At 75.4% G+C, this 14,656-nt stretch carries 13 protein-coding genes and 2 rRNA genes; 13 read left to right on the top strand and 2 right to left on the bottom strand.

The window, feature by feature from the left end; all coding sequences use genetic code 11:
* The 13 genes from A3CO_RS0110555 to xerD form a co-directional block, all read left to right on the top strand.
* A 23S ribosomal RNA gene (locus tag A3CO_RS0110555) occupies nucleotides 1-172 on the top strand; the annotation flags it as partial.
* Between the two features lie 148 nt (nucleotides 173-320).
* Nucleotides 321-437, top strand: a 5S ribosomal RNA gene (rrf, locus tag A3CO_RS0110550).
* Nucleotides 438-1,637: 1,200 nt separating this feature from the next.
* Nucleotides 1,638-2,504 carry a hypothetical protein gene (locus tag A3CO_RS38005; protein ID WP_018332212.1) on the top strand — a complete coding sequence of 289 codons (867 nt, stop codon included), beginning with the start codon at nucleotides 1,638-1,640 and terminating at the stop codon, nucleotides 2,502-2,504.
* Nucleotides 2,501-3,517 carry an HAD-IIA family hydrolase gene (locus tag A3CO_RS0110540; protein ID WP_018332211.1) on the top strand — a complete coding sequence of 339 codons (1,017 nt, stop codon included), beginning with the start codon at nucleotides 2,501-2,503 and terminating at the stop codon, nucleotides 3,515-3,517. The genes A3CO_RS38005 and A3CO_RS0110540 overlap by 4 nt, the downstream gene beginning before the upstream one ends.
* 6 nt (nucleotides 3,518-3,523) lie before the next feature.
* Nucleotides 3,524-3,703: a hypothetical protein gene (locus A3CO_RS31410; protein ID WP_018332210.1), complete on the top strand. Its 180-nt coding sequence runs from the start codon at nucleotides 3,524-3,526 to the stop codon at nucleotides 3,701-3,703.
* A gap of 1 nt (nucleotide 3,704) precedes the next feature.
* Nucleotides 3,705-4,526: a TlyA family RNA methyltransferase gene (locus tag A3CO_RS0110530; RefSeq protein ID WP_018332209.1), complete on the top strand. Its 822-nt coding sequence runs from the start codon at nucleotides 3,705-3,707 to the stop codon at nucleotides 4,524-4,526.
* A gap of 14 nt (nucleotides 4,527-4,540) precedes the next feature.
* Nucleotides 4,541-5,449, top strand: a complete 909-nt coding sequence (locus A3CO_RS0110525) for an NAD kinase (protein ID WP_018332208.1) — start codon at nucleotides 4,541-4,543, stop codon at nucleotides 5,447-5,449.
* A gap of 104 nt (nucleotides 5,450-5,553) precedes the next feature.
* The gene (gene recN / locus A3CO_RS0110520) at nucleotides 5,554-7,440 is read left to right on the top strand and encodes a DNA repair protein RecN (RefSeq protein WP_018332207.1); all 1,887 of its coding nucleotides are present in this window, start codon (nucleotides 5,554-5,556) and stop codon (nucleotides 7,438-7,440) included.
* Between the two features lie 120 nt (nucleotides 7,441-7,560).
* Complete coding sequence (gene steA / locus A3CO_RS31405; RefSeq protein WP_051085910.1) at nucleotides 7,561-8,772, top strand: putative cytokinetic ring protein SteA; 1,212 nt, start codon at nucleotides 7,561-7,563, stop codon at nucleotides 8,770-8,772.
* Nucleotides 8,769-9,686: a copper transporter gene (locus A3CO_RS0110510; RefSeq protein WP_018332205.1), complete on the top strand. Its 918-nt coding sequence runs from the start codon at nucleotides 8,769-8,771 to the stop codon at nucleotides 9,684-9,686. Before steA ends, A3CO_RS0110510 begins: the two co-directional genes overlap by 4 nt.
* 185 nt (nucleotides 9,687-9,871) lie before the next feature.
* Nucleotides 9,872-11,626, top strand: coding sequence for a CTP synthase (locus tag A3CO_RS0110505; RefSeq protein WP_018332204.1), 1,755 nt, complete (start codon nucleotides 9,872-9,874; stop codon nucleotides 11,624-11,626).
* Entirely contained in the window at nucleotides 11,623-12,303 is a 681-nt protein-coding gene (locus A3CO_RS0110500; RefSeq protein WP_018332203.1) for an NUDIX domain-containing protein, read from the top strand. The genes A3CO_RS0110505 and A3CO_RS0110500 overlap by 4 nt, the downstream gene beginning before the upstream one ends.
* A 181-nt stretch (nucleotides 12,304-12,484) precedes the next feature.
* On the top strand, nucleotides 12,485-13,408 hold the full coding sequence (gene xerD / locus A3CO_RS0110495) for a site-specific tyrosine recombinase XerD (protein ID WP_026204475.1): 924 nt from the start codon (nucleotides 12,485-12,487) through the stop codon (nucleotides 13,406-13,408).
* 61 nt (nucleotides 13,409-13,469) lie between these two features.
* Here the strand turns inward: xerD and A3CO_RS0110490 are convergent, their stop codons facing one another.
* Entirely contained in the window at nucleotides 13,470-14,192 is a 723-nt protein-coding gene (locus tag A3CO_RS0110490; RefSeq protein WP_018332201.1) for a GAF and ANTAR domain-containing protein, read from the bottom strand.
* Nucleotides 14,193-14,272: 80 nt separating this feature from the next.
* On the bottom strand, nucleotides 14,273-14,629 hold the full coding sequence (locus tag A3CO_RS31400) for a helix-turn-helix domain-containing protein (protein ID WP_018332200.1): 357 nt from the start codon (nucleotides 14,627-14,629) through the stop codon (nucleotides 14,273-14,275).
* Between the last annotated feature and the right edge of the window lie 27 nt (nucleotides 14,630-14,656).

The raw sequence follows: 14,656 nt of genomic DNA, 5'->3' as shown, positions 1-14,656 counted from the left end.
GTTCGGAAGGGATAACCGCTGAAGGCATCTAAGCGGGAAGCCCGTTCCAAGATGAGGTCTCCCACCCCACGAGGGTTAAGGCCCCCACCAGACCAGTGGGTTGATAGGCCAGACATGGAAGTACCGCAAGGTATGCAGTGGACTGGTACTAATAGGCCGAGGACTTGCCCGACACACCACCAACACCCACACCCCCACGGGTGCCGCCAGTTGGTGAACAACCCAGGGCATCAAACCAAAACTCGAGAACTGCTGCTCGCGTCCACACCACTTCACACCCCAACCCAAACCCGCACACGAGTGTGGGGGTGGTTCGGTGTTCCGGTGGCCACAGCGGAGGGGAAACGCCCGGTCCCATCCCGAACCCGGAAGCTAAGCCCTCCAGCGCCGATGGTACTGCGACCGCCAGGTCGTGGGAGAGTAGGACACCGCCGGAACACCCAACCACCCCCACATATGCGTGGCATTCATATTTCGACAGTGAACGGCGCGGACCCTCGTCCGCCCGCGTGACAGACACGGGGTAGGACCGAGAGGTCCTGCCCCGTTTCGTCGTGTCAGGAGGCCGATCGGTGAGCGTGGACCCGCAGGACAGCCGGGGCGACCGATCGTCGTCCGCCTCGGAGGACCGGCGTCGGCCCGAGGACTCCCGAGACGGTGGCCGCGGCCGCACCGGCGGTGGCGACCGTCGAGGCGGACGTCCCGACGACCGGCGCGGCCGACCCGGTCGCACGGACGACCGGGGACGGGGTGGCCGCCCCGACGACCGCAGCCGTTCACAGCGCCCCGACCGCACCGATCGTGGCGCTCCCCGTCAGGACCAGCCCCGCGGACGCGACGCCACGTCGGGGTGGGACGACCGGCGGGGAGAGCGCCCGACCCGTGATCGCGGTGCCCAGGGCGGGAGCGGTGACGCTCGTCGTTCCGACGGTCCTGCACGTGACCGCGGCCGTCCGGCAGCCGGCGACGGCCGCCCGACCCGCTCCTGGGACGACCGGCGTCGTGAGGGTGGCGACGACCGGCGTGGCGGCCCGCGACGCGATGGCGGCGGCGCACCGCGACGGGAGTACGGGTCGGACGAGCGGCCCCGCCGGTACGACGGCCCCCGGGACAGCTCCGGCGCTGCTCGCGATGGCGGCGGCCGGACCCAGGATGCGCGACGGTCGGGTCCGCCGCGTGATCGGCGTGATGGCCCGCCGCGTGGAGACCGTCGGGACGGTCCGCCCCGGAGCGAACGGAACGAGGGTTCGCCCGTCGGCGACCGACGTGACGGCCCCGCTCGTGGGGACCGGCGTGACGGTCCGCCTCGCGGCGACCGGCGGGACGGTCCGCCGCGTGGCGACCGCCGTGACGGCCCACCGCGGGGCGACCGACGGCAGGGTCCGCCGCGCGAGCGGGACGGCCGTCCTTCCCGCGACCGCCGTGACGCTCAAAGTGGCGGTGACCGGCCGCGTGACGACCGTGCCCGGGCTCCCCGTGCGGAGGACCGGCCGATCCGCCGGCACCAGGACGCCCAGCCGCGTCCGACCGAGCCGGCGCTGCCGGAGGAGATCACCCCGGATCTGCTGGACTTCGAGGTCCGCCGCGACCTGCGCGGTCTGCCGAAGGACCTCGCCGACAACGTCGCACGGCACCTCGTGGCCGTCGGCGAGCTGCTCGACGACGACCCTGCTGCGGCGCTCGCACACGCCCGCTTCGCGCGGCACCGGGCGTCGCGGGTGGCGGTCGTGCGCGAGGCCTGCGGGCTCGCGGCCTACCACGCCTCCGAGTGGGCCGAGGCGCTCTCCGAACTGCGGGCCAGCCGTCGCATGGGCGGCGCCGCGCACGTGGCCGTGATGGCCGACGCCGAGCGCGCCCTGGGCCGCCCGGAGCGGGCGCTCGAGATCGCGCGGAGCCCCGAGTCGGCCGACCTGCCGCGCGACGAGGCGATGGAACTGCTCATCGTCACCTCCGGCGCGCGCCGGGACCTCGGCGAGTTCGCCGCGGCCGTCGTGGGCCTGCAGGTCCCGGAGCTGGACGTCCGCCGGTCCGACGACCCCTGGACCTGTCGGCTCTTCTACGCCTACGGCGAGGCGCTCGTCGCGGCCGGCCGCCGCGAGGAGGCCGTGCGTGCCTTCCTCGACGCGGCGCAGACCGACGCCGAGGGCGAGACCGACGCCGAGGAGCGGGCCGCGCTCGTCGCGGCGGGGGTCGACACCCCACCCGGGGAGCTCGTCGACACCGAGGCGGACGCGGCCGTGGAGGCCGACGCGGACGCTGCCGCGAACGGTCAGGCGCAGGCGGCCGTCGAGGCCGCCACGGGTGTCGACACCGACACCGACACCGACACCGACACTCGTACCGACACCGACGTCGAGCCCGAGGCCCCGGAGGAGTCGGACCCGTCCGACGACGCCCCGACCACGGACGACGGCACGGAGCTCCCGGACGAGCCGGGACCCGTCGTCGGGAACGGGGAGCCGGACACCGCGGCGGCGCCGGACCGCGAGGACGACGCGCGGTGACCCGGCACGACGCGCTGCTGGTCGACCTCGACGGCACCGTCTACGCGGGTCCCGACGCCATTCCCGGTGCGGTCGAGGCCCTCGAGGCGGCGCGGGGTCGGGGTGCGACGGTCTCCTACGTCACCAACAACGCGTCGCGCACGCCCGGTGCGGTCGCCGGGCACCTCGCCGACCTCGGGCTGACGGTCACCGAGGACGACGTGGTGACGAGCGCCCAGGCGGGCGCCGCGGTCCTGGCGGAGCAGCTCGACCCGGGGGCGACGGTGCTGGTGCTCGGCACCGACGCGCTCGCCGACGAGATCACCGCGGTCGGGCTGAAGCCCGTGCGGACCCACGACGACGAGCCGGTCGCGGTCGTCCAGGGGCACTCGCCCGACACCGGGTGGCGCCAGCTCGCCGAGGCCACGCTGGCCCTGGCGGACGGGGCGACGTGGGTCGCGTGCAACATCGATCCGACCCTGCCCTCGGAGCGGGGCCTCCTGCCCGGCAACGGGTCGATGGTCGCGGCCCTGCGCCACGCCAGCCGTCAGGAGCCGCAGGTCGCGGGCAAGCCCGCCGCGCCCCTGCTGCGTCAGGCGATGGAGCGGGTCGGCGCGCACACGCCGTTGGTCGTGGGCGACCGCCTCGACACGGACATCGCCGGCGGCCACGCGGTCGGGGCGGAGTCCCTCCTCGTGCTCACCGGCGTCTCCACCGCCGCCGACCTGCTGGCGGCCCCGCCCGAGCAGCGCCCGACCTACGTCGCGGCCGGGCTCGAGGCGCTGGGCGACCTCGACGCGGTCCGGGTCGGTCACGACGACGGCTGGCGCGCCACGGCGCACGACGACGGGTCGCTGGAGCTGGCGGCCCCCGCCGACGCCGGCGACACGGCGGAGGACCGGGCCGCCGCGGTGCGGGCCCTGTGCACGGCCCACTGGGACGCCGTCGGCGACGACCCGCGGGCGCCCACGGTCCGTGCGGCGGACGAGGTCGCCGGCCGGACGATCTCCGCCCTGGGCCTCGACGCCGGGTGAGTTAGCGTGGACACCGTGGATCACGGTGGGCCGGACGACGGGCTGGCGCGGCTGCGCGCGGCCGCAGCCGCCGTCGAGAACCTGGACGACCCGGCGTCGGGAACGGACGCGGCGGAGCACGCGGACCGGTTCGAGGCGCTCCACGAGGCCCTGACCGGGGCGCTCGCGGCCGTCGACCGGGGCTGACGTGGCACGGACCTCGAGCCGCCGCCTGCGTCTGGACGCGGAGCTGGTGCGGCGGGGACTCGCCCGGTCCCGGGAGCAGGCGGCCGCCCTCATCGCGGACGGCCGGGTGACCGTCGGCGGCAGCGTCGCCTCGAAGCCGGCGACGGCGGTGGAGACCGCGGCCGCCGTCGTCGTGACCCCCGTGCCCGACGGCACCGTCGATGACTGGGCCAGCCGCGGCGCCCACAAGCTCCTCGGCGCCCTGGACGCCTTCGACGTCGACCCGACTGGCCTGCGCTGCCTCGACGCGGGCGCCTCCACCGGCGGGTTCACCGACGTGCTGCTGCGCCGCGGTGCCCGCGAGGTCGTGGCCGCCGACGTCGGGTACGGGCAGCTCGTGTGGTCGCTGCGCACCGACGACCGGGTCACCGTGCTGGACCGCACCAACGTGCGTGCCCTCACTCCGGAGCAGATCGGCGGGCCGGTCGACCTCGTCGTCGCGGACCTGTCGTTCATCTCGCTGCGCCTCGTCCTCGACGCGCTCGCCGCCTGCACCGCGCCCGACGGCTCGCTGCTGCCGATGGTGAAACCGCAGTTCGAGGTCGGGAAGGACCGGCTCGGGTCGGGCGGGGTGGTGCGCGACCCCGAGCTGCGCGTCGACGCGGTGCTCGGGGTGGTCGCCGCCGCGCGGGCGCGGGGGCTGACGCTCGCCGGGGCGACGGCGAGCCCCCTGCCCGGTCCGTCGGGGAACGTCGAGTACTTCCTGTGGTTGAAGCCGGGAACGGGTACGGGGGAAGAGGACGACGCGATCGTGCGTCGTGCGGTCGAGAACGGGCCACAGTGACGACAGGAGAACGGGTGCGGGACGCGCTGATCGTGGTGCACACCGGGCGCGAGGCGACGCGGAAGGTCGCGTCGACCGTGGCGTGCCGGCTCCACCGCGCGGGGTTCTCGCTGCGGGTGATGCCCGACGAGTACTCCAGCGACGCCGGGCTCTTCGACGACCTGGAGCCGCACGAGCGGCCCCAGCGGGTCGCCCCCGACGACGACGCGGCCAACGGCGCGGAGATCGTCATCGTGCTGGGCGGTGACGGCACCCTGCTGCGGGCCGCGGAGCTCGCGCGCAGCGCCCGGGTGCCGCTGCTCGGGATCAACCTCGGCCACGTCGGGTTCCTCGCCGAGGCCGACCTCGACGACCTCGACGAGGTCCTCGAGGCCGTGGTCCACCAGACCTACCGCGTCGAGGAGCGGATGACGATCGACGTCACGGCCTCCTCGGACGGCCAGGTGCTCGGCCGGACCTGGGCGCTCAACGAGGCGATCGTCGAGAAGACGAACTGGGCGAAGCTGCTCGACGTCGTCCTCGAGGTGGACCACCGGCCGGTGTCGGAGTTCGCCTGCGACGGCGTGCTGTGCGCGACGCCGACCGGGTCGACCGCCTACGCATACTCGGCGGGCGGCCCCGTGGTCTGGCCCGAGGTGCAGGCGATGCTGCTGGTGCCGTCGAACGCCCACGCCCTGTTCTCGCGTCCGCTCGTGGTGTCCCCGGAGTCGCGCGTCGCGCTCGAGGTGTCCCAGCGGGGCGACGCCGGGGTCCTGGTGTGCGACGGGCGGCGGACGCTGGACCTGCCCCCGGGCTCGCGGGTCGAGATCGGGAAGGGCGGGATCCCCGTGCTACTGGTCCGGCTCCGGGTCCAGCCGTTCACCGACCGCCTGGTGCGCAAGTTCGGGCTGCCCGTGCAAGGCTGGCGCGGGCGTCGTCCGTAGGCCCGTAGCCCGGCCACCGCCGTTCACCGACCGTTCGACCACCTGTTCGAATCCGATCGGCGTGTTCGGCCCTGGGTGTCGGACCCCGTCGTTACAGTGATCGCGTGCTCTCCGAGCTGAGAATCCAGGGCCTCGGCGTGATCGAGGACGCGACCCTGGAGCTGCATCCGGGGCTCACCGCGGTGACCGGCGAGACGGGCGCCGGCAAGACGATGGTGATCACCGGGCTGCACCTCCTGGGTGGCGGTCGCGCGGACTCCTCCCGCGTGCGACGTGGGGCGTCGCGCGCGGTGGTGGAGGGTCGCTACGTGCTGCCGGTCCCCGACGCCGGGTCCGGCGGGGGAGCCGGGGACGGGTCCGGCGGGGGATCCGGGGACGGTCCCGACGACGAGCCGCGGGACGCGGGGGAGGTCGCCCGCGACGTGGGGGCGGCCCTCGACGACGACGGGTCGCTCATCGCGGCGCGCACCGTCTCCGCCGACGGGCGCTCGCGGGCGCACCTCGGGGGCCGGTCGGTGCCGCTGGCGGTGCTCACCGACGTCGCCGACGCCTCGCTCGCGGTCCACGGCCAGCACGAGGCGCTGCGCCTGCTGCGGCCGACCGAGCAGCGGGCGGTGCTCGACCGGTTCGCCGGCGCCCCCGCCACCGAGGGGCTCGCCCGCTACCGGGAGACGCGCACCCGGTGGCGCGCCGCCGTCGCCGCGCTCGCCGAGCGCCGTGAACGGACCCGGGAGATGGCCCGCGAGGCCGACCTGCTGCGCCACGGCCTCACCGAGATCGAGGCGCTCGACCCGCAGCCGGGGGAGGACGAGGACCTGGTCGCCGAGGCGCGCCGGCTCGCCGACGTCGACGACCTGCGCTCCGCCGCGCTCACCGCGCTCGCCGCCGTGGCGGGCCCGCCGGAGGGCACGGGGGAGGAGCCGGACGCGACGGCCCTGGTGGGGGAGGCTCGTCGGGCCCTGGCCACCGACGACCCCCGGCTCACGGCGCTGGAGCCCCGGCTCGCCGAGGCCGCCACGCTGCTCACCGACGTCGCCGCCGAGCTCTCCGCCTACCTCGACGGGCTGGAGGCCGACCCGGAGCGGCTCGCGTGGGTGCTCGAGCGGCAGGCCGCGCTCAAGGGCCTGACGCGCAAGTACGCCGCCGACGTCGCCGGGGTGCTGGCGTGGGCCGACACCGCCCGCGAGCGGCTCTCCTCGCTCGACGTCTCCGACGAGGCCATCGCCGCGCTCGCCGCGGAGGCCGACCGGCTGGGAGCCGAACTCGCGCAGCATGCCGCGGCGCTCAGCGCGGTGCGCACCGAGGCCGCCGCCCGGCTGGCCGAGGCGGTGAGCACCGAGCTCGACGGGCTGGCGATGGCCGCCGCCACCGTGACGGTGGTCGTCGGGCGCAAGGACAGCGCCGGCGCCGACGGGCTCGAGGTGGACGGCCGCCGGGTCGCCGCGGGCCCCGACGGCATCGACGAGGTCGAGCTGCTGCTCGCCCCGCACGCCGGGGCGCCGCCCCTGCCGATCGCGAAGGGCGCGTCCGGCGGGGAGCTCTCGCGCGTGATGCTGGCGGTGGAGGTGGTCCTCGCCGGGGCCGACACGGTGCCCACGCTGGTGTTCGACGAGGTCGACGCCGGGGTGGGCGGGCGCGCCGCGGTCGAGATCGGGCGCCGGCTCGCGCGGCTGGCCGAGACCCACCAGGTCGTGGTGGTGACGCACCTGGCGCAGGTCGCGGCGTACGCCGACCGACAGCTGGTGGTGGACAAGGGGTCGGCCACCGAGGGCGTCACCCGCAGCTCGGTGCGCACCCTGGACGACTCGCAGCGCGTCGTCGAGCTCGCCCGCATGCTGGCCGGCACCGAGGAGACCGAGACGGGCCGGGCCCACGCCGAGGAGCTGCTCGCCGCGGCCGCCGACGACAAGCGGGGCGTGCCCGCCCCCACACCGATCAGCCAGGGCGCGGCGAAGGGCGGGGGACGGAGGCCGAAGCGACGCGCCGGGTGAGCCGGGTGGGTGCGGGCGCTCACCCCTGTGACGGATGGGACGCCCGGGTCGAGTGAGACCTGTGTGGTGTCTCGGCGTGGCGGCGTGTCCGGATCGTGATGGGCCGTCAGCATCGACGCCATGCGATGGCCTGGACGCGGGACCCGGACCCGGGCGGCGCTCCCCGGCGTGAGCGGCACGGCCCGGATCGGGCGCCGCGGATCGTCGGGAGCCGATGCCGCCTACCTGCGTCGACTCGGCCCGGGGGACGTGGCCGTCATCGACCAGGTCGACCTCGACCGTGCGACGGCGACCGCCCTGCTGGAGGCGGGGGTGGTCGGCGTGGTCAACGCGGCCCCGTCCATCTCCGGGCGCTACCCGAACCTCGGTCCCGAGATCCTGGTCGAGGCGGGTGTCACGCTCGTCGACGACTGCGGCGCCGCCGTCTTCACCGAGCTCGTCGACGGCGCGACCGTGCGGTTGCACGACGGTGCCGTCCACGTCGGCGACCGGGAGGTGCTGCGTGGCTTCGGGCAGGACCGCGACTCGGTCGCCGACCTCCTCGAGGAGGCCCGCGGCGGCATGGCCGCGCAGCTCGAGGCCTTCTCCGCGAACACGAGCGAGTTCCTCGGCCGCGAGCGCGCCCTGCTCGTCGACGGCGTCGGCGTGCCCGCCATTGCGACCTCGATGCGCGACAAGCAGGTCGTCGTGGTCGCCGGTGGACCGGGCACCGCCGAGGAGGTCCGCTCCCTCACGGGCTTCATCCGCGAGTACAAGCCGGTGCTGATCGGGGTCGGCGACGGCGCCGAGGCGCTGCGCGAGGCCGGGCACACGCCCACCGTCGTGCTCGGCACGGTCGCCGAGCTCGACCCGGGGATCGCCCGCAGGGCACGCGACGTCGTGGTGCCCGCCGACCCGGACGGGTTCGTCGCCGGCCTCGACCGGATGCAGGACCTCGGCGTCGACCCGGTCGCGTTCCCGTCGTCGGCGAACCCCGAGGACATGGCCCTGCTGCTCGCGCACGCCCACGGCGCCGCGCTCGTGGTCGCCGTCGGCTTCGACGCGAGCCTCGGCGGCTTCCTCGACCGGGGCCGCTCCGGCTCGATCCCGTCCACCTTCCTGACGCGGCTGCGGCTCGGCCCGACGCTCGTCGACGCCCCCGCGGTGCTCGCCCTGTACCGCAGCCGGGTCTCGATCCTGACGTTGGTGATGCTCGTCGTCGCCGTCCTCGCCACCGCCGTGGTCGCCGCGCTCGCGCTCGGGGCCGGCCCGTCCCTGCTGCTGCTCCTGCAGACCGGCGGCCGGGCGGTCGTCGACCGGGGCACCGCCGTGGTACGGAGCGTCGTCGGATGATCTCGTTCCGCTACCACATCGTGTCGCTGTGCGCGGTGGTGCTCGCCCTCGCCCTGGGCGTGGTGCTCGGCGCGTCCTCGCTCTCGCAGACCATGCTCGGCGCCCTGTCCTCCGACCGCGCCGACCTCTCCGGGCAGGTCGGGACCCTGACCGCCGAGCGGGACACCGCCCGGGCCCAGCAGAGCGCCGCCGACCGCGTGCTCGCGGGGACCGCGCCCGCCGTCGTCGCCGGGGCGCTGCGCGACCGCACCGTCGTGCTCGTCGCCGCCCCCGACGCCGACCCCGGCGACCTCGACGCGCTCACCGGGCTCGTCGGGCAGGCCGGCGGGCGGGTCACCGGCACGCTCTCCCTCACCGACGCGATGCTCGCGCCCGACCGCGCCGACGCCCTGCGCGGCCTGGTCACCCGGGTGCTGCCCGCCGGGGTGCAGCTGCCGTCGACCTCCGACGTCGGCACCCTGACCGGCTCGCTGCTCGGGTCCCTCGTCACGGCGGGCCGCGGCCCGTCGAGCTCTCCGGCCGAGGTGGGCACGGCCTTCACCGCTCTCGCCGACGGTGGATTCCTCGCCCCCGGCGCGGCCCCCGCCCCCGCCCAGCTCGCACTGGTCGTGACCGGGAGCCCCGCGCCCACCCCGGACGCGGCCGGCCGCGCCTCGACGCTCGCCCGCCTCGCCGGCGGCATCCGGACCGGAGGGGCCGGGACCGTGCTCGCCGCCCGGTCCGCCGACGGGGCCGTCGGCACGGCACGGGCCGACCAGACGCTGCGCGGCCTCTCCACGGTCGACGGGGTCGGCGCGACGGCGGGACGGCTCGCCGCGGTGCTGGCCGCCGCCGAGCAGGGCGCCGGCCGGGCGGGGGCCTACGGCTCCGGTCCCGGGCTCGCCCCGTTGCCGCCGCGGACGCCCGCCGCCTGACCCCGCACCGCGAGGCGCCGGGAGCAGGCTCCGGGGTCGTGGACCTGCCTCGCGGGTGGGGCGGGGGTTCGGCGGGTCGGGTCCACGCTGGTCACCCGGTCGGCGGTGTTAGGCTGAGGTCCCGTGGACCGGTGCCCGAACGCCCGAATCTCCCGGACCGACCCCCGCTCGATCGGGGGGAACTGATGCAGCACTCGCGGACCACGAAGCACGTCTTCGTCACCGGTGGCGTGGCCTCGTCGCTGGGCAAGGGCCTCACGGCCTCCAGCCTCGGCCAGCTGCTCACCAGCCGCGGCCTGCGGGTCACGATGCAGAAGCTCGACCCGTACCTCAACGTCGACCCCGGGACGATGAACCCGTTCCAGCACGGCGAGGTCTTCGTGACCGAGGACGGCGCCGAGACCGACCTCGACATCGGGCACTACGAGCGCTTCCTCGACCGTGACCTCTCCGCCCGCGCGAACGTCACCACGGGTCAGGTGTACTCCGAGGTCATCGCGAAGGAGCGGCGCGGCGAGTACCTCGGCGACACCGTCCAGGTCATCCCGCACATCACCGACGAGATCAAGTCGCGCGTCCTCGCGATGCGCGAGGGCGGCGGGGCACCCGCACCCGACGTCGTGATCACCGAGATCGGCGGCACGGTCGGCGACATCGAGTCGCTGCCCTTCCTCGAGGCCGCGCGCCAGCTGCGCCACGAGGTCGGCCGCGACAACTGCTTCTTCCTCCACGTCAGCCTCGTGCCGTTCCTGGCGCCGAGCGGGGAGCTGAAGACCAAGCCGACGCAGCACTCCGTCGCCGCGCTGCGCAACATCGGTATCCAGCCCGACGGCCTCGTGCTGCGCGCCGACCGGCACATCCCCGAGGAGATGACCCGCAAGATCTCCCTGATGTGCGACGTCGACGAGGACGGCGTCGTCGCCTGCCCGGACGCGCCGTCGATCTACGACATCCCGAAGGTCCTGCACTCCGAGGGCCTCGACGCCTACGTCGTGCGCCGGCTCGGCCTGCCGTTCCGCGACGTCGACTGGACGGTCTGGGGCGACCTGCTCGACCGCGTGCACCAGCCCACGGAGCGGGTGACGATCGCGATCGTCGGCAAGTACGTCGACCTGCCCGACGCCTACCTCTCGGTGACCGAGGCCGTGCGGGCCGGCGGGTTCGCCCACCGCGCGAAGGTCGAGATCCGGTGGGTGCCCTCCGATGAGTGCCAGACCGTCGCGGGCGCGGAGAAGGCGCTCGCCGGCGCCCACGGTGTGCTCGTGCCCGGTGGCTTCGGAGTCCGCGGGATCGAGGGCAAGATCGGCGCGCTCGATCACGCCCGCCGGCACGGCGTCCCGGCGCTCGGGCTGTGCCTGGGCCTGCAGTGCATGGTCATCCACGCCGCGCGGGCGCTCGCCGGCATCGAGGACGCGAACTCCGCGGAGTTCGACCCCGACACCGCGAACCCCGTCATCTCGACGATGGCCGACCAGACCGACGTCGTCTCCGGCGCGCGCGACATGGGCGGCACCATGCGCCTCGGCGCGTACCCGGCGGTGCTCGCGGTCGACACGGTGACCCGCGCGGCCTACGGCAGCGGCAAGGTCTCCGAGCGGCACCGTCACCGCTACGAGGTCAACAACGCCTACCGGGACCGCCTCGCCGAGGCCGGCCTCGTGTTCTCGGGGACCTCGCCCGAGGGCACGCTCGTGGAGTTCGTCGAGCTGCCGCGGGCGGTGCACCCGTTCTTCGTCGGCACCCAGGCCCACCCGGAGCTGAAATCGCGTCCCACCCGCGCGCACCCGCTGTTCGCGGCGTTCGTCGCGGCCGCCCTGCGCCACGACGCGTCGTCGCGGCTCTTCGGCAACGACGACGAGGCGCTCGGGCCCGGGGACCTCGAGGGCGGCGACCCGGTCGACGCCGAGGCCGCGCGGCTGCACGAGGCCGGGGTCTCGTGACGCCGCGCGAGCCCGTCACGCCCGCGTCCCTCCGCGACCCCCACGACGGTCACCCGCCGCACTCGTTCGACGTCGTCGACTCCGAGACACTCTACGAGGGCGCGATCTTCGCGTTGCGCGGCGACAAGGTCCGCATGCCCGGCGGGCGGATCGCGACGCGCGAGAAGGTCGAGCACTACGGCGCGGTTGCGATCGCCGCGCTCGACGACGAGGACCGCCTCGTCATGATCTACCAGTACCGCCCGGCCATCGGCCGCCGCATCTGGGAGATGCCGGCAGGCCTGCTCGACGGCGGGTCGGGCGAGGCCCCGGTGGAGGCGGCCAGGCGGGAGCTCGTCGAGGAGGTCGGGATCGAGGCCGACGACTGGTCGACCCTCGTCGACGTCGTGGGCTGCCCCGGGTTCGCCGACGAGTCGGTGCGGGTCTTCCTCGCCCGCGGCCTGCGCGAGGTGGAGCGCCCCGCGGCCGGGGACGACGAGGAGGCGGACCTGGTGATCCGCCGGGTGCCGCTCGACGACCTCGTCACGGGCGCGATGTCCGGCGACCTCGTCAACGGCCCCTGCATCGCCGGCGTGTTCGCGGCGGCCGAGGTCGTCGCGGGACGGTTCCGGCCGCGCCCGGTCGACGCCCCCTGGATCGACCGGCCGACCGAGTACGCCGAGCGCAAGCAGGCCTGACGCCCCGACGAGCGGACCCGGAGCGGGCCGGCGACCGGTGCCGGAGCCCGCTCGGAGTCCGCTCGTCCCGGCCGTCGTGCACGCGCGCAGCGTGGGTGCAGCCCCACCCCGGGGTGGCGGCGGACGGCACCCGCGGCGCGTCACCCGGGGACCGGCGGTCCGAGGGGGTAGAACCGGGACCGTGGGGCACGCAGCGGACGTCGTGGCCACCTACCTCGACCACCTCGACGTCGAGCGCGGAATGTCGGTGCACACCCTCTCGAACTACCGCCGCGACCTGGAGCGCTATCTCGAGCACCTGGAGCGGGCCGGGCGCACCGACCTCGCCGAGGTGACCGCACCCGACGTCGGGAACTTCCTCGTGGCGCTGCGGACGGGGGCAGACGGGCACCGGCCGCTCGCGACGTCGAGCGCGTCGCGGGCCGTCGTCGCCGTGCGGGGGCTGCACCGGTTCGCGCTGGCGGAGGGCGCGGTCGCCCAGGACGTGGCCGCGGACGTCCACCCGCCGGCGCCGCCGCGCAAGCTGCCGAAGGCGCTCGACGTCGACACCGTCACCCGGCTGCTCGAGGCACCGTCCCCGGAGGACCCCCGCGGGGTGCGGGACCGGGCACTGCTGGAGCTGCTGTACTCGACCGGGGCGCGCATCAGCGAGGTCGTCGGGCTCGACGTCGACGACGTGGACGCCGAACAGCGCACCGTCGTGCTGACCGGCAAGGGGGGCAAGCAGCGCCTCGTCCCGGTCGGGCGCCCCGCGCTCGCCGCGCTCGAGGCCTACCGGGTGCGCTCGCGGCCAGGCTTCGCGGTGCGCGGGCGGGGCACACCGGCGCTGTTCCTCAACGCCCGCGGCGCGCGCCTGTCGCGGCAGAGCGCCTGGAACGTGCTCCGGGAGACCGCCGAGTTCGCGGGCATCACCGCGGAGATCTCGCCGCACACGCTGCGGCACTCGTTCGCGACGCACCTGCTCGACGGCGGGGCCGACCTGCGCGTGGTGCAGGAGCTGCTCGGCCACGCGTCGGTCACGACGACGCAGATCTACACGATGGTCACCGTCGACCGGCTCCGTGAGGTCTACGCGACCTCGCACCCGAGGGCGCGCGCTGGTTAGCGTCCCCCGTCCGTGGACTTCACCGAATGGCGCAGAGCGTCCTCGGTCTCGAGCGCTCCTCCTAGGGACCCGTCGGGCGGGCGCGCTCCTCGACCAGCCAGGCGGCGACGTCCCGGACCTTGATGTTGGACTGCTGCGAGGCCTCGACGAGCATGCGGAACGCGCGGTCGGCGTCGACGCCGTGGCGCTCCATGAGAATGCCCTTGGCCTGGCCGATCTGATCGCGGTGCGCGAGCGCGATGTCCAGGCCCTCCGCCCGGCTGGCGCCGTAGAGGGCGATCGCCGCCTGCAGGGCGAACACCTCCAGCGTGACGCGGCCGGCCTCGGAGAAGGCACCGGGGGTGAAGGAGTAGAGGTTCAGCGACCCGACCGGTGCGTCGGGTGGCCCCATCGCGTAGGACAGCATCGCGCGCACCCCGGCCGCGCGGGCCCGGGGCCGCCAGCGGGGCCAGCGGGTCTCGCCGTCGAGGTCGATGGCCTCGACGTGGCTCGGCTCGTCGCGGTCGCCTGCGTCGACGCACGGCCCCTCACCCAGCTCGGCCTGCGCGGCGTCGAGGTCCGCGACCCAGTCGGCCGACGGGGCCCGGCTCGTGACGGTGCCGCGGTCGGTCTGCGTGATCCCGGCACCGTCGGCGCCGGGCACCCGCTCCGTGGCCACCTCGACGATGCGGGTGAGCACCGCCTCGGTCGACCCGAGCCCGCCGTCGGGCCGGGACGAGCCGAGCACGGTGGCCGCGGCGTGGCGGAGCGCGTCGGACAGGGCGTCGACCTCGTGCGGTTCCATCTCTCCTCGGTCCTGGTCGCCGGCCCGCGCGTTCGAGGCAGGGAGGCCCAGCGTAGGAGATTCCGCCCGTGACGCAGGGATCAGCCCGTCTCCTCCGTGGTGCGGACGAGCACCGAGGCGCGTTGGCGGGTCACCCCGAAGAGCCGCGCGATCTCGTTGATGCTCATGCCCGCGCCGTGCAGGGCGGCGGCCTCCCGGCGCCGCCATCGCCCGCCCACCGTGTTGAGCGACTCCAGGGCCCCCGAGATGCGCTCGACGATCAGCGGTGGCTCCTCGGCGCGCACCGCCTCGAGCCAGCCCATCCCGCCGGCCCGGAGCTCCTGCAGTTCCGCCGCCCGCTCGCGCGCGGCCCCGAGACTCGTGATGCACGTCGCGAGTTCCGCGACGAGCTCGGCGAGTGCGGCGTCGACCTCGTCGACCTGCTCCGCGTCGGACACGGGGCTCCTTCCGGGTGGCGGGAATGA

Origin of the sequence: Actinomycetospora chiangmaiensis DSM 45062 (assembly GCF_000379625.1) — a bacterium.
GTDB classification, from domain to species: domain Bacteria; phylum Actinomycetota; class Actinomycetes; order Mycobacteriales; family Pseudonocardiaceae; genus Actinomycetospora; species Actinomycetospora chiangmaiensis.
Note: the sequence above shows the minus strand (reverse complement) of the source record. Positions and strands in the feature narration are given on the sequence as shown.

What these genes read in the sequence shown, in the direction of transcription:
- A3CO_RS0110510 (WP_018332205.1), top strand. Translation starts at nt 8,769, where the DNA reads ATGATCTCGTTCCGCTACCACATCGTGTCGCTGTGCGCGGTGGTGCTC.
- steA (WP_051085910.1), top strand. Translation starts at nt 7,561, where the DNA reads ATGCGATGGCCTGGACGCGGGACCCGGACCCGGGCGGCGCTCCCCGGC.
- A3CO_RS0110505 (WP_018332204.1), top strand. Translation starts at nt 9,872, where the DNA reads ATGCAGCACTCGCGGACCACGAAGCACGTCTTCGTCACCGGTGGCGTG.
- A3CO_RS0110490 (WP_018332201.1), bottom strand. Translation starts at nt 14,192, where the DNA reads ATGGAACCGCACGAGGTCGACGCCCTGTCCGACGCGCTCCGCCACGCC.